The following is a 24,473-nucleotide window of genomic DNA, read 5'->3' on the forward strand; positions in this document are numbered from 1 at the left end:
TTCATCTGCGCTCCCCGCAGCTGAATCTGCTGGCGGCTACCGGTCCGGTCACTGGCTGGGCGTGCCCACCTGTGTCAGGATGTTTGCGTGAGCTCACTTGTGACCGGCGAGGCGATCGCCCTTGATATTCGTCCAGCGTCGCTGGCGATGCGCGCCGTGTCGTGTGCCATCGACTACGTCATCATCACGGCGCTCTACATCACCGTCGTGATCTCGGCCTCATGGCTGTTGGATCAGCTCGCGATCAGCGAACCGCTCGTCTTCGAGACCGTGGTCCTCCTGCTGTCTGTCCTCTGTCTGCTCATCGTCCCGTTCACCATTGAGATGCTGACCCGTGGCAGATCGATCGGAAAGCTCATCTGCGGTCTGCGGATCGTGCGGGACGACGGCGGAGCGATCAGCGCCCGGCACTCCTTCCTGCGCGCACTGCTCTACAGCTTCGAGATCTTCGGCACCGCTGCCGGACTCGCCGCACTCGTCGGCCTGCTCTCACCTCAGTCGAAACGCCTCGGTGACTACCTGGCAGGCACGATTGCAGTCAATGAACGGGCGAAGATGCCGCCCATCGTCCAGATCCACGTGCCGCCACGACTCCGGGCCTGGGCGCGCAGCGCAGATATCTCTGCGATCCCCAACGGCCTGTACTACCGCGTCACCCAGTTCCTCATCTCAGCACACCTGCGCGAACCCGGGTCACGCTGGGATCGTGCCGTTGAATTGGCCGAGGAACTCAACCCGTATGTCGCCCCTGCTCCTCCAGAGGGAACTCTGCCCGAGGAGTTTCTCGCAGCCGTCGTTGGGTGCACCCGCGCGGAACACTCCCGGCAGATGGAGAAGACCGCACGCACAGCCCAGCGTTTCCAGCAGCGTGTCGGACAGCTGCCCTTCGGCCTCTCACTTGACGCCCCACGACGAGACACTCATCAGGCTGCCCCGGCAGCACCGACGGCAGAGGCTGGCCTCCAGCAGCGACCGGCCTCGTCCGTGTATTCGCAGATGACTCAGTAGCGGTGACGACTCAGTAGCGGTAGTGCTCGGGCTTGTACGGCCCCGCCACGTCGACGCCGATGTACTCGGCCTGTTCCTTCGACAGCTCGCTCAGATGCGCGCCGAGTGCTGGCAGATGCAGCCGCGCGACCTTCTCATCGAGCTCTTTCGCCAGCCGGTGCACGCCAGCCGGGTAGTCCTCGTGCGAGGTGAACAGCTCGATCTGGGCCATGACCTGATTCGTGAACGAGGCGCTCATGACGAAGGACGGGTGCCCGGTCGCATTGCCGAGATTGAGGAGGCGCCCTTCGGAGAGCACGATGAACGACGTCTCCTCTCGGCCGAGGCCGGCTTCAGCGGGCACCGGCACCGTCCACTCGTGAACCTGCGGTTTGATCTCAACCACCTCGACACCAGGCTGACGGCGCATGGCAGCCAGATCGATCTCGTCGTCGAAGTGCCCGACATTGCCGACGATGGCACCCGGCTTGAGCAGCGCAAGGTGCTCTGTGGTGATGACCTTCGTATTGCCGGTCGTGGTGATGACGAAGTCGGCTGAGGAGATCGCGTCCTCGGTGCGCACCACCTCGTAGCCGTCCATTGCAGCCTGGAGAGCGCAGATAGGATCGATCTCGGTGATCTGCACCCGGGCGCCCTGCCCGCGCATCGCCTCGGCAGCGCCCTTGCCGACGTCTCCGTAGCCGATGATGAGCGCGACTTTGCCGCCGATGAGCACGTCAGTGGCGCGGTTGATGCCATCCGGCAGGGAATGACGAATGCCGTAGCGGTTGTCGAACTTCGACTTCGTAACTGCGTCGTTGACGTTGATCGCTGGGAACTTCAGATCACCTGCTGCAGCCATCCGGTACAGCCGGTTGACTCCGGTCGTCGTCTCCTCGCTGACGCCGAGCATCTGCTCGCTCATCTTCGTGAACCGCTGCCCGTCCTCAGTCAGCGACTGGCGCACTCGGTCGAGGAAGACGTGTTTCTCCTCCGGATCGTCATCGCCTGCCTCTGGCACACCGCCGGCGGCCTCTGCACGGGCGCCTTCGATGAGCAGCATGGTGGCGTCGCCGCCGTCATCGAGGATGAGGTTCGGGCCGTCTGCGAACCGGAAGATCTGGTCGGTGCACCACCAGTACTCCGCTAGCGTCTCCCCCTTCCACGCGAACACCGGCACACCGGCCGGCGCCTCGGGAGTTCCGTCCCCCACGACCACGGCGGCAGCCGCCTCATCCTGGGTGGAGAAGATGTTGCATGACGCCCAGCGCACTTCAGCGCCGAGCGCCGTGAGCGTCTCGATGAGCACGGCGGTCTGCACGGTCATGTGCAGGGATCCGGCGATCCTCGCGCCGGCCAGCGGCTGCGCGGCAGCGTACTCCTCGCGCAGGGCTATGAGCCCGGGCATCTCCCGTTCGGCCAGGCGGATCTGATGGCGGCCGGCTTCGGCCAGGGACAGGTCTGCGATGCGGTGGTCGAGCATAGGGGTTCCTCTCGGCTATCGGCGGATGAGTTCCAGAGCTGTGGACACAAGCTGATCGGTGCGCTCCTGCACCGGCGTCTCGCAGTTGAGGCGCACGAGCGGTTCGGTGTTCGACGGTCGGACGTTGCACCACGCCTCGGGCATTTCGATCATCACCCCGTCGAGGTCATCGACCTGGCATTCGCCGAACACACCCTCGAAGGCGGCCTGCCGGATCCGGGCAAGGGCGGCCTCGGGGTCGTCGACGACGGAGTTGATCTCCCCGGAGGCGACATACGGGTTCCATTCGGCGACGAGTGCGCTCAGCGGCTGGGTCGTCTCGGCAAGTGCGGCGAGCACATGGCAGGCAGCCAGGATGCCGGAATCCGCGCCGTAGAAGTCACGGAAGTAGTAGTGCGCGGAGTGCTCGCAGGCGAAGACGGCATCATGCAGGCGCATGAGCTGCTTGATCCGCGAATGGCCCACCGGGGTGCGCACAGCCTGCCCGTCGGCCGCGGCGATCGCCTCGGGCACGGCGCGTGAGGTGATGAGGTTGTGCAGCACGACGGGCATCGCTTCGCCGCGCTGCGCACGAGCCCGGTTGATCTCGCGGACGGCCACAAGCGCACCGATCGCAGACGCTGAGACCGCCTCGCCGTGTTCGTCGATGAAGAAGCATCGGTCGGCATCGCCGTCGAAGGCCAGACCCAGGTCGGCGTCGTGGCCGACGACTGCGGCCTGCACATCGCGCAGGTTCGCCGGGTCAAGCGGGTTCGCCTCGTGGTTGGGGAAGGTGCCGTCGAGTTCCGTGTAGAGCCCGATGACATCGATCGGTGTCGCCGCCAGCCCAGCTCCGGTGCCGAACACCTCGGGCAGCAGCTTGCCAGCCATCCCGTTGCCGCAGTCGGCGACGATCCGCAGCGGCCGGTCGATCGCCTCAATCCCGGTGAGCGACCGGATCCGGCGGGCGAAGGCCTCAGCGAGTTCGCTGGCGGCCGTGCCCGAGGCGGTGGGTGTCTGCTCGGTCGTCTCGCCTGGGTGCTCGGGCGCTTCGAGGGCGAGCAGGCGGATGGCGTCGAGTCCGGAATCACGGGAGATCCCGGCGGCGGCCGGGCCGCAGATCTTGATGCCGTTCCAGTCAGCAGGATTGTGACTCGCCGTGACCATGAGGCCAGGGGCATTCCAGTGCCCGGAGGCGAAGTACAGCTGGTCCGTCGACGTCATGCCCAGCCGTGTGGCCTCGAACCCGGCGGCTTCGACCCCGGCTGCCAGCGCCTCGGCGAACCGCGGGGAGTCCGGGCGCATATCGCAGCCGATCACGACCCGGCTGCTGCCGTGCTCGCGGTGCATGACGTGAGCTGTCGCCCAGCCGATGGCGAAGACGACGTCTTCGTCGAGGTCGACGCCGATCCGGCCACGGATGTCGTAGGCCTTGACGGCGCGCGAAAGCTGTGCGGCTCGGGTCGTCATCAGTCTCCGTTTCCGATCACACGCAGATGCCCGTGGGTGCGCCCCTCGGGCTCCGGCTTGGGTTTGGCGGCCTCGCGCACGGCGTCGGCGATCGCAAGCAGGTCATCGCGGCTGCGCTCCGGGGTCTCCTCCCCCTGCCCGAGGCGGATGAGCTGCCAGCCGACGGGTGCGGTCAGCCTCTCGGCGTGCATGCTGCACAGATCGTGGGCTCCCGGCTGGGCGTGCATGGACAGCGGACCGATGACAATACACGCATCAGCGTGGACGTATGTCAGCGTCCACGCTGCTGAACGGTTGCAGTTCATCTTCGAGCACAGTCTCACTCCAGGCACGCCACGAGTCTAATACAATCGCGGTATGCCAGCCCGCCGCCTCCCCCGGGACCGTCACGGCCGTGGCGTGCGCGGTGAGCTGTTCCTCGCCGAGGTGCCGGCCAAGCGCACCCGCGCCCAGCGCTTCGCCGCGCTGGCCGCCCGCATCTTCGAGCAGATCCGGCTGCGCGCCGACGGCGATCTCTCCGAGGTGCGCCTGGCTGTCGACCAGGTCCCGCCGCCGGCGCGCCAGGTGGAGCTCGGCCGGGTGTTTCCGGCTCGGCGCGACCGCCCGGCCACGATCGTCATCTACCGGCTGCCGGTCGTCAGCCGGTGCCAGGACTTCGAGGAGCTCAACGAACTCGTCGCCGAGGTGCTCGCCGAGCAGGCCTCAGTGCTGTGCGGCCGCCACCCCGACGATCTGCTGCCCTGACGTTCAGTCCGTCAGCCGGATGTTGCGATAGCCGATGCCCGACGGCGCATCGGGCACGGTCAGCGCGCTGATGCCCCGACCGGTCAGGGCCACACCGGCGGCGAAGGCGCTGACATCGGCAGGCGTTTCGATGATGACCGCAGCGGTGTCGTCGCCGAGCAGCTCGGCGGGGTTGACCTCGGTGGCCCGGTCGCCGGACAGGTCGACAGGGAACTGCCCGGTCGCTGAGCCGTCACTGCGCAGGCCAACGACCCCGAGCGTGCCCTCACCGGGGCCGAACAGCATCGTCGCATCGATGTCCTCAGGCAGCATGAGCAGCTGGCGCGAGTTCAGCTTGTCAACCGCTGGGAACACCGCGAAGTCGGTCCCGCCGTCCCCGTCGCGGGTGACCTCGACAGCGGCAGTGACCCGATCATCTGCGGTGATCGTCAGGGCTGCCGGCGGGATCTCGCCGATGTCGAGGGTGACGGTGCCGAGTGCCGGGATCGAGGTGCCCGAACGGGCCAGGTCGACCGGCCCGTCGACTCCGGCGGCGCTGACATCGACGCTGACGGGCTCACCGTTCGGGTTGCTCAACCGCAGCCGCGCAGGTCCCCCGGCGGCGACGGGCACGGAGACCTCGCGCGCCGGATCTGCCACCGGCCCGCTCATCTCAATGCCCTCAGCGGTGAGCCCGGAGCGCTTCGCATGCTGCAGGACCGCGCCGATGAGGCCGCCGTCAGCGCTCACCGTCAGGCCCACCTCGGGCTCCTCGGCTGCGATCGCACCGAGCTGGATGACCCGCTGCTCGCGCGGCTCCAGGCTCACTGTCGTATCCCCGCCGATGTCGATCGGACCATGCGCGCCGGTCGCCTCAGTCGTCACAGTGATCGTCGTCTCACCCGGGTTGGTGAGCACGAGGCGCACATCGTCGGTCGCTGAAGCCCCGGAGGTGGCGAACCGGGCGTGGGTGACCGGGCGAACGCAGTCGAGGGCGGCAACCCCGGCCCAGTCGCCGTCATCGGCGCGGGTCACCTGCACCGCCGAGACGAGGGCGGGGTTCTCTCCCTCGGCCACCCCGGTGACCGTCGTCGGGTCCTGCTGCTCGTCGGAGCCGGAGACGAATCCGTTCGTCGTCCCGACCGTGAAGTTGTCCTCGCCGCCGAGCGTCCGGGATTCGACCCCGGCGGCCAGGATCGTCGAGTCCGGGGCCTGGGTCAGCGCCGAGGCAGCGCGCACGGTCGGCGTCGGCACGTCGCTGGTCTGGAACTCCTCATCGGTGCCGGCGGCATCGTCTTCGGTGTGCAGCGGCCCGGGGCACATCGACACGGTATCGGTGGCCGGCAGTCGCACCTGCTCGGCACCCCGCGGCACGGATCCGCCGGCCAGCGGCTGCAGGTATCCGGTCACCGCGATCATCAGCCCCGGCAGCGCGATCGCGGTGAAGGTGAGCACGGAGCGCAGGTTGCGGCGGTTCATGCGCTGCCCCTTTCATCTGAACGGCTCTCGGCCGTGCCCGAGGCGGTGGCCGCCGGCCGTGGGGCGGTGCGGGCACGCGACCGGTTGCCGAAGGGGATTGCGACGAGCACGGACACGAAGACGAGCACCCAGCCGATGCCCACGCCGATCGCGTACTGCGGGTAGGTGTAGCTGATGGTCACCGTCGATGCCTCGCCGGGCAGCTGGTAGGCGGCCTGCCAGCTCGGGGCGCCGGTGCGGGCCTCCTCGCGCACGGCGTCCTGGCCGTTGATCTGCACGCGGGCGAGTCCGGCGCGTTCAGCGAGCATGAGAGTGCGCTGGCCGGTGCCGGCCGGGATCTCTCCGCGGCCGTCGACGATCTCGACGGGGCTGAGGCTGCCGTCATCGGCGACGACGGAGACGGAGGACAGCGGTGAACCGTCGGGCACGACTTGGTAGAGCAGGCCTTGGTCGGTGGCCCCGAGGCGGGTGAGCCCTGGGGATACGGCCACCGTCTGGGCCAGTTCGCTGGCACCGGAGCCGCGGACGACGACGAAGCCGATGCCGAGCTGATCGAGCGCAGTCCGGGTGTCATCACCGCTGCCGCTGGTGAGCCTGCCGATGATGCGGGCGAGAGCGACATCGGCGTCATCGATGGCGACAGGACGGCGATCGAAGGGATGACCGCTGATGCTGCGTGCTTCGTGCATCGTCGAGGCCGTGAGGATGGTGTTCGACTCCGGGGTGACGAGCTGGCCGTAGAGCTGGTCCTCATCCGATTGCAGGATGAGGGTCTGCTGGCCGAGCGCGCCGGTATGGCGTTCGGCGGCGAAGGCCGGCAGCGGCGAAGCAGTGGTGCGGTGGATCGGGGTGCCGACGAGCAGGGACTGCAGAGTGAAGGCCGTGATCATGAGCAGGGCGCCTGCCGGGATGAGTCCGCGCAGCGCGTAGTTGCGCGCCCGGGAGCCGCGGTCGAAGGCGACCGGCCACAGCGCGGCGGCGGTGAAGCCGCAGAAGCCCAGACCGATGAGCAGCATCGAGTCGCCGGTGAAGGAGGCGACGAGTCCGTCGGCGGTCAGCTGTCCTTCGAGTGCTGCCTGCACGATCGCGCCGGCGAGGCCTGCAGAGTAGCAGACGACGGCCAGACCGAGCACGGCGAGGCTGTTGCGCACCCGCAGAGCTGCGAGCACGAGGGCGGCGAGCAGCGGCAGCAGCAGGGCGACCAGCACCCAGGGAACGGCGGCAGCCGGCAGCCAGGTCTCCAGCACGCTCAGCTGCGGGCGGGTGGCCCAGCCGAGGGCGAGCTGAAAGCTGTGCGGCTGGGCGTAGTCGAGGACGCGGCCGGGGTTGGTCAGCAGCGCATCGGGTTGGCCGATAGCGGCGATGAGCCACGGCCAGGACAGGCCGATGCCCGGCAGCAGCGCCCAGATGAAGCTGGTGGACCGGTAGACGATCATGACCGTGATGACGACGATGATGATCGGGACGATGAGGAAGGGTGAGCCGGCCATGATGACGGCGAAGGCGAGCCCGCAGGCAGCGGCTGCGGCCACCGACCGGTAGTGGATGGCCCGGTCGAGTGCCCACAGCGCGGCAGGCGCGACGATCCAGGACAGCACGGTGCCGACACGGCCGTCGTGCAGGGAGATCAGGAAGGCCGGCTGGGCGATCCAGATGAGGGCCAGCAGCGCCCGCAGCCCGGCGGCGGGCACGACGCGCCCAGCGCACAGGTACATGACGGCCGCGGCCAGCGGCAGGGCGAGCAGCCAGAGGCTGCGCAGCATGAGGTCGAGGCTGCCGCCGAACGGCAGACTGAGGATCGCCAGCACGCTCAGCAGCGGATCGGCAGGCGTCGAGCTGCCGAGGCCGAGTTCGAGGATCGGTGAGAAGATCCGGGCGACGACCGCGGAGAAGGGCACGTCGAGGCGGGCCCAGGCGCCGCCGGTGATCGCGCCGGGGCCGATGAGCCGGTAGAACATGAGTGCGCTCGCGATCGAGCTGACGACGATGATGACGACGAGCGGGTGGAAGAGCAGGCTGCGTTTGGTGCGGGTGTCGATGCCGGAGAACTCGGCGAGATCGCCAGCGGTGTTGAGCGCACCGTCCTCACGCAGGTGGTCGGCTGCGATCTCCCCGCCGACTCCGGCGAGTTCGCGCCGGGCCGAGCGCAGATCATGTCTGCTGGCGTAGACGCTGGGCGGCAGGCTGCCGCCGGTGCGGTAGCGGCGCAGCCGGCTGGTGGCGTGGGCGTCGTGCGGCAGCGCCCAGGCAGCGCCGAGCCACCAAGCGGCTTCATCCGGAGAGTTGGCGAGCAGATTGCCGAGCGCCTTGAGGATGGCGAGCAGCGTGAGTTTGAGCTGCGTGATGCCCGAGCGGCCGCGCCCGGCAGTTGCCAGACGGTAGCGGTGTTCGTGGCGGACGATGTGCTTGTGCGGCAGCGGCCGCGGTGATGAGTAGTAGCGGCCGATCCCCTCGGCCGGGATTGCGATGCGCGCCTGCGGGACGACTTCGACGCGGTGGCCGGCACGGCGCAGCCGATCGCAGTATTCGATCCCCCGGTAGCTCACCGACAGGGTCTCAGACGGTACACCGAGATGGCGGACGACAGCAGCCGCGACGAGCATGCCGGGTTCGTCGACGGCGAAGACGTCCTCGCGGCGGTTGTGCTGCCCGGCGTCCTCCTCACCGGGACTGACCGGTGAGTAGCGACAGCCGTCAGTGGTGGTCGTGACACCCACGGAGACGAGATCGCCGCCAACGGACAGGATCTTCGGGCCGACGACGGCCAGCGTGTCGGCAGCGCTGAGCCGTGTGTGCAGCTGAGTGAGGCAGTCGGGTTCCGGAAGGGAGTCAGGGGAAAGGAACCAGACGTAATCAGCGCGCTCGAGGTCCGGGGAGGACACCAGTTCGGCTGCGGTGAGGGTCTCGCCCGCCGGCAGTTCGGGATTCCGCCGGCGCCGGCGGGCGAGCTTCTGCGCTGTCCGAGAGTCGTCGAGCAGCGCCACCGAGGTGATCTGAGGGAAATGGTGCCGCAGTGCTGTCAGCCAGGCCCGGCTGACGGTGTGGCCGCCGGTGCGGATGACGGCCGCAACACTGAAACTCACACGACCCGCTTCTTCAGTCGCCGCCGTTCGCGTTCGGACAGCCCGCCCCAGATTCCGAAGCGCTCATCGTTCTGCAGCGCGTACTCGAGGCATTCGGAACGGACCTCGCAGGAGGCGCAGACTTTCTTCGCTTCGCGCGTCGAGCCGCCCTTCTCAGGGAAGAACGCCTCGGGGTCGGTCTGGGCGCACAGTGCCTGGTCCTGCCAGCTCAGCGCAGTCTCGTCGGCGTCTCCGAGCAGCAGCGACAGCGGTGAGACGGCCGCCAGGCTCTCCGACTGCGTCGGTTCGCCCGGCACTGGGCTCAGGTCGAGTGGATCGAGCGGGAGCGGATCCGGAACAATGGCCGGAGTGGCGCGGGTCGGATCGACGAACCAGTCTTCGGCGGTTCGCGCGGTCACACCCGGCGCGGAGACGGCCGGCTGCAGTGCCGACTCCTCTTGTCTCGCGTAGTTGCGTGCAGTAGTCACGGTCTTCCCCTTTCGCTTGCCGGATGCCGTGAAGCGCTGGAGAACCTCAGGGCCGTTCCCCCTGCTTCTGCACGGACATCCGACCTTCCCGTACCTAAAATTACACGCGTGTCATTACCTATTAGTCAAGCGCCTGTTTGGTATCCAAGGGGCCCGACCCCGGCCCATTCGAACGGGTGTTCCAACCGAGCCTGCCCTTTATCACTACATATGGTGACTGCAGTGCGCGGCGACCACAACTGGTGCCATTCTGTGATCTCTGCGGTTTTTCTCGCCGGGTCTCGCCGGCGCAGGCCCCGCCTGGGCCGAGGTGACATGATGGAGGATATGAACGGCCCTGCACCAGCCCCGCCGCCCTCCAGCCGGCTGCTGACCGCGTATGCGATTCCCGGCATCCGGCAGATCTCACCCGGTGACGACCTGGCCGTCGAGATCTCGTGGGCGATCGCGAACAACCGCGTCCAGATCAAGGACGGCGACATCCTCGTCATCGCCTCGAAGCTCGTCGCCAAAGCCGACGGGCTCATCCGCACCACAGCTGACCGCACGGAGTTCGAACGTCTCGTCACCGAGCATTCGACAGGGACCGTGGCCGCACGCACCTTCCACACTGTCGCAGGCGCTGCGACCGTAGCGATCACCCGCACTCCGCACGGCACCGTGCAGGCGGCCAGCGGGCTCGACCGGTCGAACACCGGCACCCGGGACAGCACCGGATACGGGAGCGTCCTGCTGCAGCCGGACGACCCGGATGCCGCAGCCGAGCAGCTGCGCGCAGCTCTGTCCCGCCGGCTCGGTGCACAGCTCGGCATCGTCATCTCCGATTCGAGCTCGCGGCCGTGGCGGGCAGGAGTCGCCGACATCGCCATCGGCGCCGCCGGCATCGACGTGCTCGATGACCAGCGCGGACGACCCGATGACTCCGGGCGCCGACAGGGTGTGACGGTGCGGGCGATCGCCGATGAGATCGCCGCAGCCGCCGACCTCGTCAAGGGCGCCGCCCGCGGGCTCCCAGCCGCCGTGGTGCGCGGCATGGGTGCGCACGTACGCACCGGCGGCGGGAATGCCCGGGAGCTGGTCCGGGATTTCGCCGAGGACTGGTTCCGCTACGGCCACGTCGAAGCCGTCCACCAGTCGCTGGGCTGTCAGCGCCTCGACGTCGCACCTGCCTCAGCCGACGGCGATGACGACATCCTCACGAAGGTCTCCCGCGCGCTGGCAGTCGTGCGCCGCGGCGCCGCCCGCACCCCCGGACAGTCAGCCTGGCGGATGCGGGTCGCCGGTGCCGGCGGACAGATCCTCATCTCCCCGGCCGACACCCCAGCCCGGTCGAGCGCCGGCGGACACCCGCTCATCGAGGCGACCCTCGGCCTCGGTGCGCTGGTCGACCGGCTGCAGTCGGCACTGTGGTGCGAGGACCTGCAGGCCAGCACCCAGTACACGTGGGCCGACAACGGCTCCCCGACCGGCGCAAGGCTTTCGATCGAACTCGCCGCCCCGCAGCCCTGACCTGGAAGGATCCCATGCAGCAGCTCATCGACACGCTCTCCTCCCGCCGCTACCCGGTGCTCACCTACCTGCCAGCAGACGGTGAGCGGCTGGAACTCACCGGCGCCGTCCTGGCGAACTGGGTGTACAAGACCACCAGCCTCTTCGCGGAGGCAGGCGTCGGCCCGGATCTGGGTGTGGGCATCGTGACCGACGAGACCGGTCCGCTGCACTGGCGGGCACTGGCGGCGATGCTGGCGGCCTTCGGACTCGATGCCCCGGTGGCGCTGCTCAGCCCGGCTGCAGCACTGCCCGAGGCGGAATGGGTCGCCTTCACCGACGAAGCCAACACCGCAGACGAGATCACCGCTGAGGCCGACGAGGTGTTCGTCTACGCCGCACCGGCACTCGCGCTGGCGGCAGAGGCACCCGAGGGCTGCATCGACTTCAACTCCGAAGTCCGGGCGCACCCGGACGTGTGCCCGATCCCCGGCTCCCAGATCAGCCTCACACTGCCCGGTGGGAAGCACGTGGCGAGCACGAGCCGGCAGGTGCCCACCGCCTCGGGAACGGCGCTGGAGACCACCGGAATCCCGGCGGGCGAGGAGGGCCTCACCGCGCTGCTCGCGGCCCTGGTGACCGGAACCGTGACGCTGCGCGGGGCTGCCGTCACGATGTGATCCCGGTCATGCCAGAATGGTGGCATGGACAAAGTAGTGGCATCAGCAGCCGAGGCTGTGAAGGACATTGCGAGCGGGTCGACGATCGCAGTGGGCGGATTCGGGGTCGTCGGTGTGCCCGAATACCTCATCCGCGCACTCCGCGACCAGGGCGCAGACAATCTCGAACTCATCTCCAACAATGCCGGCCTCGACGGCCGCGGACTGGGCATGCTCCTCGAATCCGGTCAGGTGGGGCGGATGATCGCCTCCTACGTCGGCGAGAACAAGGAGTTCGCCCGCCAGTACCTCTCCGGTGAGCTGGAAGTCGAGCTCACCCCGCAGGGAACACTGGCTGAGAAGCTGCGCGCCGCCGGTGCCGGCATCCCGGCCTTCTACACGATCACCGGTGCCGGCACGCAGGTCGCTGAGGGCGGCATGCCGTGGCTGTACGACTCCGAGGGCAACGTCGTCAAGGAGTCCCCCGCCAAGGAGACGAAGACCTTCGAGACCTTCGGTGAGAAGCAGGAGTACGTGCTCGAGGAGTCGCTGCCGGCGGACTTCGCGCTCGTACGCGCAGCCAAGGCCGACCGGCACGGCAACCTCGTCTTCCACTCCTCGGCCCGGAACTTCAACCCACCGGCCGCGCAGGCGGCCAAGATCACCATCGCCGAGGTCGAGGAGATCGTTGAGGCCGGTGAGATCGCACCTGATGACGTGCACCTGCCCGGCATCTACGTCCACCGGATCGTCGTGCTCAGCCCCGAAGAGGCAGCCGACAAGCCGGTTGAGAAGAAGACCCTACGGGAGGCATGAGATGGGACTGACCAGACAGCAGATCGCAGCACGCGCCGCCCAGGAGCTGCCCGACGGCGCCTACGTCAACTTGGGCATCGGCCTGCCGACGCTCGTGCCGAACTACGTGCCCGAGGGCGTCCACCTCGTGCTGCAGAGCGAGAACGGCCTGCTCGGCGTCGGCCCCTACCCGACCGAGGACGAACTCGACCCCGACCTCATCAACGCCGGCAAGGAGACCGTCACGATGCTGCCGGGCTCGTCGTACTTCGACTCCGCGCTGAGCTTCGGGATGATCCGCGGCAACAAGATCGACGTCGCGATCCTCGGTGCGATGCAGGTCGCCGTCAACGGCGACATCGCCAACTGGATGATCCCCGGCAAGATGGTCAAGGGCATGGGCGGGGCGATGGACCTCGTCCACGGCGCCCGCACGGTGCTCGTCATCATGGACCACGTCGCCAAGGACGGCTCGCACAAGCTCCTCCAGGAGTGCGCGCTGCCGCTGACCGGCAAGGGCGTCGTCCAGCGGGTCATCACGAACCTGGCGGTCCTCGATGTCGAGGGCGATTCGTTCACCCTCGTCGAACGTGCCCCCGGCGTCAGCGTCGAGGAGATCCGCGAGGCCACCGGTGCCACGCTCAACGTCGACGGCGATGTGCCGGAGATGCAGCTCTAGACGCCATCGCGTTTGCGGACGGGAAGCTGTGCTCATCGTCGTCACGAGATTCCACTCCTCCGGCCGAAGCATCGAACCGGTCACGTCAGCGGTCTACCGGAATCCTGGTGGAAAGCAGGTCGACGCCGGCCTCAACTCCACACCAGCTCGGTTTCATGGGGTTCCCGCGCTCCGAGATCGGCGGAGAGATCGTCGTCGAATTCAGAACGGAAGACGACCAGGAGCCGATCGGCGACCGTGAGCGCGTTCCCGTGGCTCAGGACTGATCAGGGAGTCCGGTGGTGGCGACGAACAGCCGTCCGGAACCGGTGACGGTGAGCGCCGGGGCCTCGGCAGCGAGGAACACGGAGTCGCCTGCCTGCAGGCGGGTGCCCTCGCTGCAGGTGAAGGTGCCCGAGGTGCACAGCAGGATGGCCGGCCCGGCCCGGTGGATCTCCCGGTCCTGGGCGGTGTCGATGACCTGGAGGGCGAAGTCATCGCTCGCCCCGCGCAGCACGCCGGCGTCATCAGCAGCGGCGAGTTCAGGCTGCCCGGGTGTGTAGCTCACCACGGCGTCGAGTTCCTCAACGTCGATGTGCTTGCTCGTCAGTCCGCCGCGCAGCACATTGTCCGACGATGCCATGATCTCAATGCCGAGCCCGCCGAGGTAGGCGTGCAGGATCCCGGCGTCGAGGGCCAGCGCCTGGCCTGGCTCGAGCCGCAGCCGGTTGAGCATGAGCGCGACGAGCACGCCGGGATCGTGCGGGAAATCGGCCTGGACTTCCCGCAGGGTCAGAGCCGGGTCGGCGGCCGAGCCGGCATGTGACGGATCGTCGGCGGCCACCGGGTCGATGGCGATGTGTGCGAGCGCGTCGGCGAGGCTGCCGTAGGTGTCGCGCTCTCGCAGCAGCAGGCCCGTCGCCTGCTTGAGATCTCCGTTGGCCAGGGCGTCGCGCCAGTCGGCCAGGGCCAACAGCTGAGTCTGCTCACCGGCGGCATCGAGGGCTGAGGCGAAGCGGTCGATCATCGCCGTGATCGCCTCAGGGGCGCGGAAGCCGCACAGGGCGTGGAACTCGCTGAGCGCGTAGATGAGCTCGGGTTTGTGCGAATCGTCCTTGTAGTTGCGGTCAGGAGCATCGAGCGGGATACCGGCGGCGTTCTCGCGGGCATAGCCGGCACGTGCCTGGTCCAGCGATGGATGTACCTGAATCGACAGGGCGGTTTCCGCTGCGAGGATCTTGAGCAGGAACGGCAGCCGGTTGCCGAAGGCGCTGATCGAGGCCTGCCCGAGCGTCGCCTCGGGCGCGGTCTCAACCCATTCGAGCAGCGAGGCGGCCGGCTGGCCGTCGGCGTCGAGCAGCTGGGAGGGGGCGACGGGATGGGCGCCCATCCACAGCTCTGCGGCCGGCTCCCCGGTGACGGGCTGGCCGAGGATCTCGGGGATGCCGCTGGACGCTCCCCAGGCGTAGCGCTGAACTGTGTTGAACAGGAACCGCACGTCATTCCCTTCGCTTCGATGGTGTCAGCCTAGGGCTGCACGAGGACGAAGACCAACCGTAGGCGGCAGCTGTGAACCGCAGGTGACGCCGAGGTGTCCTGGGGATGCGACAGGCGCCCCGCACCGGGAGGGTGCGAGGCGCCTGTGGCAGTGGTGTCAGTCGATGACTCGGACGAAGACCGCGCCGCGCTTGAGCATCCAGCTGTACGAGCGCTTCGTGGTGCCCGTGCGCTTGGAGCCGGCGTCGTACATCTGGCCCTTCGTCTCGGAGACGATGCCGATGTGGCCGGGGACCCAGATGAGGTCGCCGGGCTTGGCCTGCGAGGCCGGGATCACCGTGCCAGCAGCCTTCTGCGCCGAGGTGTGGCGCGGGAGGTTGATGCCGTTCTGCTTGTAGACCCACACGGTGTAGCCCGAGCAGTCCCAGCCCGAGGTGGTGTTGCCGCCCCAGACGTAGCGGACGCCCACGCCCTTGCGGGCCGTCTTGATGATGTTGTCCCGCAGCTCCTTCTCCTGCTGAGCCTTGGACTTCTTCTCATCCTTCTTCTTGGAGTCGTCCTTCTTGGAGTCGTCCTTCTTCTTGTCGTCCTTCTTTTTGGAGTCGTCCTTCTTGGAGTCGTCCTTCTTCTTGTCGTCTTTCTTGTTCTTGTCGTCTGCTGGACCTTCCCCGTCGTCAGCAGGCGAATCGTTGTCGTCGCCCGGGGGCGAGGCCCGGTTGTGATCCCGGGCCCCTCCCTTGATCGAACCGGTGCGTGAGAACTCGGTGGTGCCATAGCCGTTGACCCAGACCAGGCGAGCGCCTTCGAAGACCTGTTCGCAGCGGCCGTCGGAGCACTTCGGCGCCTCAGTCGGGTAGCCGAGGTGGCCCCGCTCATAGCCCTTCGAGCCCCAGTACTTCTGCAGGCTTCCGTGCGTGGGCTGAGCGCCGGTGGCGCTCGTCCAGTGCACTGAGCCCTTCTCGAACTTCTGGTAGACACCGCCGTTCTTCAGGCCTCCGCGCTCATCGGAGGTCGGGAAGCCGAGCGTGTCGCGCATCGAGTCCTTGTACATGGACCGGATCGCGCCCTTGAGCAGGAAGGTCTTGCCGTTCTTGTGGAAGACCGCACCCTTCTCGAAGTCGCGCGCGGTGCCGCCCTGGAAGCCGTACTCCTTGCCGGTGGCCTTGCCGAGCTTGTCGGCGTGCTTCTCGGCGTACTTGTCGATCGGCGTCTGCTTCGGCGGCTTCGGCTTGTCCTCCTTGGGCTTGTCCTCCTTGGGCTTATCCTCCTTAGGGCCTGAGCCGGCCTTCTGCATCTTCTCAACGGCATTGCGCATGCCGCCGATCTTGGAGTAGAAGGCAGCTCCCGGGCACGAGGTGGTGCCGAGGTCGCGGTGACCGACGATCGTATTGATCCGCTTGCCGGCCACGGTCGTCTTGCCCTTGGCGGGAACGCCGTTGGCCGAGAGCTTCCAGGCGATCGCGTGCTCGACAGCGCGCAGGGTCTCATTCGGCGGTGCGGACTTCTCGAAGGTGCCCATCACCGAGATGCCGAACGTACCGGTGTTGTAGCCGGCGACGTGGGCGCCGATGACGGCCCGGTCGAGTCCTCCGGCACGGCCCTCCCATAGGCGGCCGTACTTGTCGGCCAGCACGTTGTAGCCGACGTCGGACCAGCCGCGGCCCTTGGTGTGGAAGCTGTAGATGCCGCGCAGGATGCCCGGCACATCGGAGGCCTTGTAGTTGTTCGAGCCTGCGGTGTGGTGGATGACGGTCGCCTTGACGCCGCTGGCGTAGCTCGGCTTGCCCTTGCGCAGGCTCTCCTTGGCGCCCCAGGACTTGCGGGAGCCGATCGAGGGCTTGGGCACCTTCTTCATCGAGGTGTTCTCCACGGCGGCGTCACCGGGCACGTAGGCGGCGTTCTGCGCGTCGTACTCGGGCTGCTGCGCATCGGTTTCCCCGGCCGGATCATCGGCCCCGGTGTCAGCAGTTCCCTCGGTCTCAGCACCGTCTGTCGCGCCGGCGGCGTCGACGACCGGGGCGTTGCTGGCCACGGCCTCGGCGTCTGCCGGTGAGGACTTCGGGTCAACGAGGACGAGTTCGGCCTTCTGCGGTGCGCTCTCGCCGAGCACGCGCATCTGCACGGCGGTGGCGGAGTTGACGATGAAGGGCTCGGTGCCTTCGGTGCCCTCTCCCTGGCCGTTCTCGTGTTCGACTTCCTCCCAGGCCGACCAGCCGTCGGCGGACTGCACGCGCACCTCGATGGTGACGTTGGTGGTGCCCTGGTAGGCCGCGCCGATGACCGAGGAGCGGTCGGCGGGCACGTCGAGGACGTCGGAGATTGCGGCGATGTTGACGCCGTCTTCGGTCTTCTCCTGGACGCTGCCGGACATGTCCGGCTCGCTCGTCTCAGTCGGAGCCTCGGTCGGTTCGTCCGAGCCGCCTCCGGTCTCTGGGGCCTCACCGCCGCCGAGCTCGCCTGGGGCGGTGCTCATAGGCGCGACGCTGGCGCCGAAGACGCCCGCGCTGCCGACGCTCATCTGCTGGATGAACGCTTCGGACTTCATGAGGTTGGGCAGATTGGTCATCGACTGATTTGCCGCATCGGCTGCGCTGCCGGAGGCTGCGCGGGCACCGGGGGCTTCGAGACCTGGCTCGCTGACATCGGTCAGCGACTTCTTCTCGACGTCGGGCGTGACGGTGTCGGCCGAGGCCGGCAGCACCAGTCCCAGTGTCGAGGTCATGACTGCTGCGGCACACGTCGCCACAGCGGGTATCAGTATTCTCATCGTTTCAGCCTTTGCGAGGAAGACAGGGAAGATAGGCTTCACGAGTGATTGCCGTCATTGGCAAGATGACGAATCAGCTCAACATGACAGAATTGTTACATACTTCGCGGCGTGTCGCTTTGAAAAATCTCCCGCAAGGGGAATTACAGCGATGTCGTTCCGCGTGTTCATGCGGTTCGGGAGGCCTGAAAAATTTTTGTGATCCCCTTGCGAACTCGGTAAAAGTCCTGACATCGGGGTCACGGAACGCGGCGCTGAGGCGGTGGGGCGTGAGTGCGGGAACCGGGCTGGGCGACCGGTCAGGGAACGTGGCAGATGGCGCCGTCGTCTTCTTCGCTGCCCTTGCCGCCTTCCGGCTGGGCTGCAGTCAGGTGCATGCCGCTGGTCGCCAGGGCCGCGCCGGCCGGAGCATAGATGCCTGCAGCGGTGTCCTCGGCGTCCTCCTCGGAGGCTGTGATCGTCGAGGAGACGAGCTCGTGGACGCCGGCGAAATCCGGGTGGGTGGGGTTGACGCGCGGCGGGGTGAGGTTGAGCGATTCCATCTGGTGCTCCCGCGACTTCATCGCCAGGTCGACGAACGTGTCGACCTGCAGCTGCGGGATATCGGTGGAGACCACCTCGGGAGCGGCCTTGGCGATGTCCTGGAAGCGCAGCATCACCGTTGACGCGTCGAGCTGTTCGAGCATCGCCTGCTGCACGCAGCGCTGGCGGACCATGCGCTCATAGTCGCTGGAGAACTCCCGCGAGCGGGCGTACCACAGCGCGCGGTAGCCGTCGAGATGCTGCTCACCGGGTTCGATCCAGCCTTTGACCGGGCCGTGCTTGCCGGTCTTCGGGTCGACCTTCGAGGAGATCGGCACGCGCTTGCCGGAGACGATGTCGATACCGCCCATCGCGTCGATGAGCTGCTCGAATCCCTTCAGGTCGATCATCGCGTAGTACTGCACCGTGAGCCCGGTGATGCCCTCGGCGGCGTCCTTGGTCGCCTGGACGCCAGCGGGGGTCTTCCCGTCGAACTCGTCGGCGAGCTTCTCGCCCTGCTGGTAGACGGCGTTAAGGATGCACTCGTCGCCGCAGGTGAAGCCCTGCGGGTAGTGCCTGTGCAGCGGGGACTCTTCGGGGAAGGGCACGTTCTGCATGTTGCGCGGCATCCCGATGCTCACCGCCTTGCCGGTCTTGGCGTCGACCGAGATGAGCGAGAGGCTGTCGGGGCGGATGCCGGTGCGTCCCTTGCCGGCATCGGAGCCGAGCAGCAGGATGTTGTAGCGTCCGTCGACGGCGCGCTGACCCCAGCCGGCGGCGAACACATCGGTCATGAGCTGGCGCTGGCTATTGATCATCATGGTCCCCCAGGCCAGTCCCCCGCCGATGACGAGTGTGAATACGAGGCTGGCGGCCAGGAATGTGCGGCGGACCTTCGGTGACAGCGTCACGAGCTTGACCCGGCGCACGGTGTCGAGCAGGCACACGATCCAGTTCAGCGTGAACACGGCGAGGAATGCAGTGACGCCGGTGAGCACGAACGGGTTGGTGCCCAGGGTGATGAGGAAGCCGCGGGCGAAGATCGCCGTCAATGCGGCGACGAGCAGCAGTGCCCAGCCGCCGAGGGTGAGGGTGAGCGAGAACTTCGCCCATCGGCGCACCCGGAACAGCGACTGCACGGAACCAGGCACAAGGATCGTCGAGGCCAGCAGGATCCAGCCGCGGGCGTTGCGCACCGGCTGGTTGGCATGCTCCGGATAGCGCACCGGGTCGATGTACTTCAGGGGCCTGCGCTCGGCCATCGACTGCCTCCTGTTCTGCTGGCGTGCGCTCTCACGTCCTCGTCATGGGGCAGGTCGCACGCGCCGGAGGCGGTGTGACGCGGGATGCGGCAACTGCGCCGCACGGGGACGTCGCGTCGGTACTGAACCAGGTTAGCGCTCAAGCCTGAGACCGCCTGGGAGAATCCGGCGGCGAGTGTCCGCGTGTCTTGCTGTCAGTCGGTCGTGTACAAGCTGCGAGAAGCCCCCTCGCTGTGCCGCCGGCTCCCCTAAGATGAGGGCTCCACTGGCACTTCGCAGATCGGACTTCGATGGCAGCTGAAACGGGACAGTTTCTTTCGTCCCTTCTGACAGCGAACAATTCAACTCAGGCGATGCAGGCGGCGGTCCGCCATGTCGTCGCGGTGGTGCAGTGCGACATCTCATGGACGGGTGTGGTCAAGGCTGATGCTGAGATGCACATCGGAGCCCACCACGGACTTCAGACGCCAGAGATGGCAGCGGACTGGCATCTGGCCGTCGGTGAGGGAATCGGCGGGAAGGCTGCGTCGCTGCAGCGCACGCAGAAGAGCAGCAACTATCTGCACGACTCACGCAGGGTGCCCGCCAAACGGCTGATCGACAACGAGAAGATCGGGTCAGTGCTCGTGTCTCCGCTCATGGCACACGACGCAGCGCTTGGGGTGCTGTATGCCGCAGACCGACGGCAGCGGAATTGGACTTCAGAGGAAATCGACGAGCTGGAGTCGATCGCCGACCATCTCTCGGTGCGCCTGGCGCAGCTCGATCGCGTCCGCCTGGCAGAAGCTCGGGCCAGCGACGCCCGGCGACGAGCCGAAGCAGCCGACTCCCACCTGACGTCGGCCATCGAATTGGTCGAGCTGCTGAGCTCGGCATCGGCGGTCAATCACGCTCTGGATGCAGTCGCGGTTTACCTCAACGCCCGGATCGAACTGCATGACCGCCACAATTCAGTCATCGGAGCATCCGGTCCAGACCGGGCATCATGCCATGGAGTAGAAATCTCCAGCCGGCTCAGCCCGCAGAGCAGACTGACGGTGCACCTGTCCTGCGTCGATGAGGACACGACCCTCACCGAGCCGTCTGCCCGGATCGCTCTTCATGCGCTCAAGCTTCAGCTGCTGCGCCTCTGCGAGCGGTCGGCGACAATCGAGACGCTACGCGGAGACCTCCAGGAGAAGCTGCTGACCGGCAACTTCACCAATACGGCCCATATTCAGCGGCGACTCGCGCTCATCGGGTGCGCACCGATCGGATCAGATGCACGGGTTATCGTCATCAGAGCACGGGACCAGGCCGATCAGATCTCTGAGCGCTTCCACAGCGACCTGCGCGCGACGTTCCCGGACTATCTTGTCGATCATCGCGACGAGTCCACTGTCGTCATCATCGGCAACGGCGGGTCGGAAGAAGAGCTCTCACTTCAGATCGCAGATCTGCTTGGCCGCGAAGAGCATCGTCGGAAGCGAAAAGGCACGTCCAAAGGAAGCCCAGGCGACAGCCGCAGATTCGTCGCCGGTATCGGACGTCGCACAGAACAGCTGCATGAGGTGTCCATCTCCTACGATGAAGCACGGGCCGCATGCACCGTGGGCATGTCCAACCCGCAGACCAGCATCGACGGGGTTGCCAGCGCCCGGGCTCTGGGTCTTCAGGGGCTGGCGAGCATCCCTAATGCCCAGCTCCAGGCGATGGTGACGGACACGTTCGGGCCGATCATTGCCCATGACGAGCGCCACGGAACGCACTACATGACAACCATCAGCTCGTACCTGGCCAACGACCGACACCTCGGCGACACCGCAGCCGAGCTCCACGTGCACTACAACACTGTGCGCAACCGCATCGCTCGCATCGAAGAACTGCTCGACCTCAGTTTCGCCCGCACCGACGACCGGTATCGCGCGGAGACTGCCGTGCGCATGGCTGCCGTGCTCGCGGCCCGCACGGCGCCGACGACAGCCCTGTGACGATCTGACAGGCGACGGCCGGAAGTCTGTACCCGATTCACATAGCCAGCCCTGCATGCGTGCGACATCCTGACTGACAACGTGGCGCGGGCCACATCGCTCAAGGGAGAGGGAGTCGCAACGATGCAATGTGATGTCATCCGGGACCTGGTTCTGCCGGCAGTCAAGAAGCACGGGAGCCGCACAGCCGTCATCGCCGACGGACGAACCTGGACGTACCGGGAACTGCACAATGCCGCATGCGAAGTCGCCAGCATTCTAATCGCACGAGGGGTCAAAGCCAGCGACCCGGTGGCCATCATGCTGGACAACAGCGCCGAATATCTCATCGCCGACCTGGCGATCGCATCCGTCGGCGCTGCCAAAGTGCCCATCAACCTGATGCTCTCGCCAGCGGAGATGACCTACATCCTGTCCGATTCCGGCGCGAAGCTGGTGCTGACATCGGATGCTCGCAGAGGCACGCTGTCCGATGCGACAAGCGAATCCGTTCTGGAGAAGCTCATCCTCAGCGTCTCCGACGAACGACGTGTCGCGGTGGCCGGCGCCGACGGCCCGCTCACAGCAGATGCCGCACAGGAGCTGCCTGCTGTCAGAGCCGAGGATATCGCGCTGATCATGTACACCGGGGGCACGACCGGCCGGCCGAAGGGTGTCGTCCACCTGCAGAAGGGCTTCGCCTCCAATCTCCTCTCGCACGTCATCGAAACCGAGATCACGGCTGACGATCACCTGCTGCTGTCCTCGCCGCTCCCCCACAGCGCAGGCGTTCTTGCACTCGCCGGTCTGCTGCAGGGAGCCGTTGTCGAGGTGATGAAGCAGTTCGACATGGAGTCCACCCTAAACAAGATCGAGACCGGCGGCGTGACGTATCTGTTCATGGTGCCGACCATGATCAACCGGCTTCTGGATGCCACCGAGGAACGCCCGAACTTTGATCCCGGCCGACTGCAGACGATCCTCTACGGCGCCTCCCCCATTTCGGAGGAGCGACTGCGTCAGGGGCTGCGGATCTTCGGCCCGGTGTTCATGCAGCTCTACGGACAGACCGAGGCACCGAACTTCCTCACACGCCTTCGCAAAGACGACCACGACGCCGACCGCTTCCCCAAACGGCTGCGCAGCTGTGGCCAGCGCTCGCTCATGGCCGCCGTGCGCGTCGTGCGCAATGACGACACCGACTGCGATCCGCATGAGGTCGGCGAAGTCATCGGAAGCGCGCCCTATGTCATGGACCGCTACCTCAACCGTCCCGAAGTGACAGAGGAGACAGTCCGCAACGGGTGGCTCTACACCGGCGACCTCGGCTACGTGGACGAAGACGGCTACGTCTACCTCGTCGATCGCAAGAAGGACATGATCATCACCGGCGGCTTCAACGTCTACGCCAGCGAGGTCGAACAGGCGCTGTCTGCGCTCGATCTTGTTCAAGACGTCGCTGTCGTCGGCGCTCCTCACCCGGATTGGGGTGAGGCGGTCACCGCTTACGTCGTACCCGCACGTGAGGGTGTCGAGCCCGGCGACATCATCAACGCCTCCCGGGACGTGCTTTCCAGCTACAAGCGGCCGAAATACGTCCACCTCACCGACGCTCTGCCCGTCACGGCCGTCGGCAAGATTAACAAGAAGCAGCTGCGCGAGCACAGCTGAGCCCAGCGTCATTCGCGTATGCCCGCCGGCACGCACATTTTCCAAGGAGAACTTCACACATGAGCTCGACCACCAACCGCGAACGCAAGCCAAAGTTCCTCGACCGGTACCTTTCCTGGTTCATCCGCTGGATGCCGGATTCGTTCGTCATCTGCTTAGCTCTCACCATCATCGTCGGCGCGCTCGCCTTCTTCCTCACCGGGACCTCGTTCTGGTCATCGGATGCCGAAGAGGTCACGCTCGTCTCTGCATGGACGGGCTCCTTCTGGAACCTGCTCGAATTCACGATGCAGATGACAGTGCTGCTGGCGACCGGCAACGCGGTCGCCACCTCTCCCCCGGCCAAGCGCCTGCTCACCTGGGTCGCCCGGATCCCGAAGAACCGCACACAGGTGATCATCCTGGCCGGAACCGTCGCCAGCCTCCTCGGCTTCGTGCACTGGGGACTCGGCATGATGGGCGGCATCGTCCTCGGCAAGGAGCTCCTGGCCGAGGCGAAGAAGCGCGATATCAAACTCCACGCACCGGTCCTCGTGGCCACCCTGTTCATGTGCATGGTCCCCGGAGCAGCCGGCATGTCCGGAGCCGCAGTGCTGTATGCAGCCACCCCGGAGTACCTGCGCGATCTGGTGCCTGATTCTCACGTCGAAGCGACCCCGGTCTCAGTGCCGCTGACCGACACCGTCGTCCGTCCGGACTTCGGCCTTCTGCTCGTCGCCTGCATGCTCGTCGGCATCATCTTCATGCTGCTGATGCACCCGAAGGACCAGACGAAGATGAAGCAGGCCGACGCTTCGGTCTTCGAGGAGCTTGAGTCAGGTGCCGCCTCGGCGATCGTCGAACGCAACACCCCGGCACAGCGCGCCAACGCCAGCCGCATCGTCATGATCGTGATCGGTGGCATCGGTCTGGCCTTCAGCATCCTCAATATCGCTGCAACCGGCATCGCCGGCCTCGACCTCAACGCCTACAACTTCCTGTTCCTGACCCTCGGCATTCTGCTGTGCGCCAATCAGGGCCCTGAATACTACGCAGGACTCGTGCGTGAGGGCATCTCCGGCACGTGGGGATTCATCCTGCAGTTCCCGTTCTACGCAGGAATCTTCGGCCTCATCAGTGCCACCGGACTCGGCGTCCTGATCTCGCAGGCGTTCACCGCCATCTCGAACGCGACGACCTGGCCGTTCATCGCGTTCCTCTACTCGGGAATCCTCAACATCGCCGTCCCGTCCGGCGGTTCCAAGTTCGTCATTGAGGCTCCGTACATCGTTCCCACCACACTCGACCTGCAGGCGGACTTCAGCCTGGTCATGCAGGCCTACCAGATGGGTGACGCGGTGTTCAATCTCCTCATCCCGTTCTTCGCGCTGCCGTACCTCGCGAACTTCAAGCTGAAGTTCGGTGAGGTCGTCGGCTACACGGTACCGCCGGTGCTCGTCATGATCGGCGTCGTCAGCACCTATCTCCTCATCCTGTCGGCGATCGGCTGACCCAACAGGACGGAGAGGAATCCGGAGACGCTGATAGGGCCGGT

Annotated in this window: 18 protein-coding genes and 1 pseudogene; 10 read left to right on the forward strand and 9 right to left on the reverse strand. The window is 66.7% G+C overall.

All coding sequences use genetic code 11. The annotated features are described in order from the left end of the window. The first annotated feature begins 87 nt into the window (after window positions 1–87). Complete coding sequence (locus tag M3B11_RS01980) at window positions 88–1,008, forward strand: RDD family protein (RefSeq protein WP_259875006.1); 921 nt, start codon at window positions 88–90, stop codon at window positions 1,006–1,008. Window positions 1,009–1,018: 10 nt separating this feature from the next. Here the strand turns inward: M3B11_RS01980 and ahcY are convergent, their stop codons facing one another. Genes ahcY through M3B11_RS01995 form a run of 3 tightly spaced genes read right to left on the reverse strand, consistent with a single transcriptional unit; the run spans window position 1,019 to window position 4,251 of the window. Further along, on the reverse strand, window positions 1,019–2,470 hold the full coding sequence (ahcY, locus tag M3B11_RS01985) for an adenosylhomocysteinase (protein WP_259875008.1): 1,452 nt from the start codon (window positions 2,468–2,470) through the stop codon (window positions 1,019–1,021). Window positions 2,471–2,485: 15 nt separating this feature from the next. After that, window positions 2,486–3,919, reverse strand: a complete 1,434-nt coding sequence (gene manB / locus M3B11_RS01990) for a phosphomannomutase/phosphoglucomutase (RefSeq protein WP_259875010.1) — start codon at window positions 3,917–3,919, stop codon at window positions 2,486–2,488. Beyond that, on the reverse strand, window positions 3,919–4,251 hold the full coding sequence (locus M3B11_RS01995) for a DUF3499 domain-containing protein (RefSeq protein WP_165883309.1): 333 nt from the start codon (window positions 4,249–4,251) through the stop codon (window positions 3,919–3,921). Before M3B11_RS01995 ends, manB begins: the two co-directional genes overlap by 1 nt. A 25-nt stretch (window positions 4,252–4,276) precedes the next feature. Here M3B11_RS01995 and M3B11_RS02000 point away from each other — a divergent pair, with 25 nt between their 5' ends. After that, window positions 4,277–4,663, forward strand: coding sequence for a metallopeptidase family protein (locus M3B11_RS02000; protein WP_102162856.1), 387 nt, complete (start codon window positions 4,277–4,279; stop codon window positions 4,661–4,663). Between the two features lie 3 nt (window positions 4,664–4,666). Here the strand turns inward: M3B11_RS02000 and M3B11_RS02005 are convergent, their stop codons facing one another. The 3 genes from M3B11_RS02005 to M3B11_RS13285 are packed head-to-tail and all read right to left on the reverse strand — an operon-like array spanning window position 4,667 to window position 9,671. Further along, on the reverse strand, window positions 4,667–6,121 hold the full coding sequence (locus M3B11_RS02005) for a DUF5719 family protein (RefSeq protein ID WP_259875012.1): 1,455 nt from the start codon (window positions 6,119–6,121) through the stop codon (window positions 4,667–4,669). After that, complete coding sequence (locus tag M3B11_RS02010) at window positions 6,118–9,204, reverse strand: hypothetical protein (protein ID WP_259875014.1); 3,087 nt, start codon at window positions 9,202–9,204, stop codon at window positions 6,118–6,120. Before M3B11_RS02010 ends, M3B11_RS02005 begins: the two co-directional genes overlap by 4 nt. Continuing rightward, window positions 9,201–9,671 (reverse strand): WhiB family transcriptional regulator, encoded by a 471-nt coding sequence (locus M3B11_RS13285; RefSeq protein WP_311197710.1) that lies wholly within the window; start codon window positions 9,669–9,671, stop codon window positions 9,201–9,203. The genes M3B11_RS02010 and M3B11_RS13285 overlap by 4 nt, the downstream gene beginning before the upstream one ends. A 327-nt stretch (window positions 9,672–9,998) precedes the next feature. Between M3B11_RS13285 and cofE the strand changes: the two genes are divergently transcribed. The 4 genes from cofE to M3B11_RS02035 are packed head-to-tail and all read left to right on the forward strand — an operon-like array spanning window position 9,999 to window position 13,292. After that, the gene (gene cofE / locus M3B11_RS02020) at window positions 9,999–11,180 is read left to right on the forward strand and encodes a coenzyme F420-0:L-glutamate ligase (protein ID WP_259875016.1); all 1,182 of its coding nucleotides are present in this window, start codon (window positions 9,999–10,001) and stop codon (window positions 11,178–11,180) included. A 14-nt stretch (window positions 11,181–11,194) separates the two neighbouring features. Beyond that, complete coding sequence (locus M3B11_RS02025) at window positions 11,195–11,839, forward strand: TIGR03089 family protein (RefSeq protein ID WP_259875018.1); 645 nt, start codon at window positions 11,195–11,197, stop codon at window positions 11,837–11,839. Window positions 11,840–11,863: 24 nt separating this feature from the next. Beyond that, the gene (locus M3B11_RS02030; RefSeq protein WP_102162851.1) at window positions 11,864–12,634 is read left to right on the forward strand and encodes a CoA transferase subunit A; all 771 of its coding nucleotides are present in this window, start codon (window positions 11,864–11,866) and stop codon (window positions 12,632–12,634) included. Window position 12,635: 1 nt separating this feature from the next. After that, window positions 12,636–13,292 carry a CoA transferase subunit B gene (locus M3B11_RS02035; protein WP_259875020.1) on the forward strand — a complete coding sequence of 219 codons (657 nt, stop codon included), beginning with the start codon at window positions 12,636–12,638 and terminating at the stop codon, window positions 13,290–13,292. A gap of 256 nt (window positions 13,293–13,548) precedes the next feature. Here M3B11_RS02035 and manA read toward each other — a convergent pair whose 3' ends face one another. The 3 genes from manA to M3B11_RS02050 form a co-directional block, all read right to left on the reverse strand. Beyond that, window positions 13,549–14,769 (reverse strand): mannose-6-phosphate isomerase, class I, encoded by a 1,221-nt coding sequence (gene manA / locus M3B11_RS02040; RefSeq protein WP_259875022.1) that lies wholly within the window; start codon window positions 14,767–14,769, stop codon window positions 13,549–13,551. Window positions 14,770–14,925: 156 nt separating this feature from the next. Then, window positions 14,926–17,490, reverse strand: coding sequence for an NlpC/P60 family protein (locus M3B11_RS02045; RefSeq protein ID WP_259875024.1), 2,565 nt, complete (start codon window positions 17,488–17,490; stop codon window positions 14,926–14,928). 344 nt (window positions 17,491–17,834) lie between these two features. Next, window positions 17,835–19,319, reverse strand: coding sequence for an LCP family protein (locus tag M3B11_RS02050; RefSeq protein ID WP_259875026.1), 1,485 nt, complete (start codon window positions 19,317–19,319; stop codon window positions 17,835–17,837). A 353-nt stretch (window positions 19,320–19,672) separates the two neighbouring features. On the opposite strand from M3B11_RS02050, the pseudogene M3B11_RS13355 reads away from it, so the two are divergent. From M3B11_RS13355 to M3B11_RS02065, 4 genes and pseudogenes are all read left to right on the forward strand, one after another. After that, window positions 19,673–20,062: pseudogene (locus M3B11_RS13355) on the forward strand (GAF domain-containing protein); the annotation flags it as partial. Window positions 20,063–20,170: 108 nt separating this feature from the next. Further along, window positions 20,171–21,289, forward strand: a complete 1,119-nt coding sequence (locus M3B11_RS02055; RefSeq protein ID WP_259875027.1) for a CdaR family transcriptional regulator — start codon at window positions 20,171–20,173, stop codon at window positions 21,287–21,289. 123 nt (window positions 21,290–21,412) lie between these two features. Further along, window positions 21,413–22,939 (forward strand): AMP-binding protein, encoded by a 1,527-nt coding sequence (locus M3B11_RS02060; RefSeq protein ID WP_259875029.1) that lies wholly within the window; start codon window positions 21,413–21,415, stop codon window positions 22,937–22,939. Window positions 22,940–22,998: 59 nt separating this feature from the next. Further along, window positions 22,999–24,429 (forward strand): TIGR00366 family protein, encoded by a 1,431-nt coding sequence (locus M3B11_RS02065; RefSeq protein ID WP_259875031.1) that lies wholly within the window; start codon window positions 22,999–23,001, stop codon window positions 24,427–24,429. The last annotated feature ends 44 nt before the right edge of the window (window positions 24,430–24,473 follow it).

Origin of the sequence: Brevibacterium sp. p3-SID960, from assembly GCF_025144725.1 — a bacterium.
GTDB lineage: Bacteria > Actinomycetota > Actinomycetes > Actinomycetales > Brevibacteriaceae > Brevibacterium.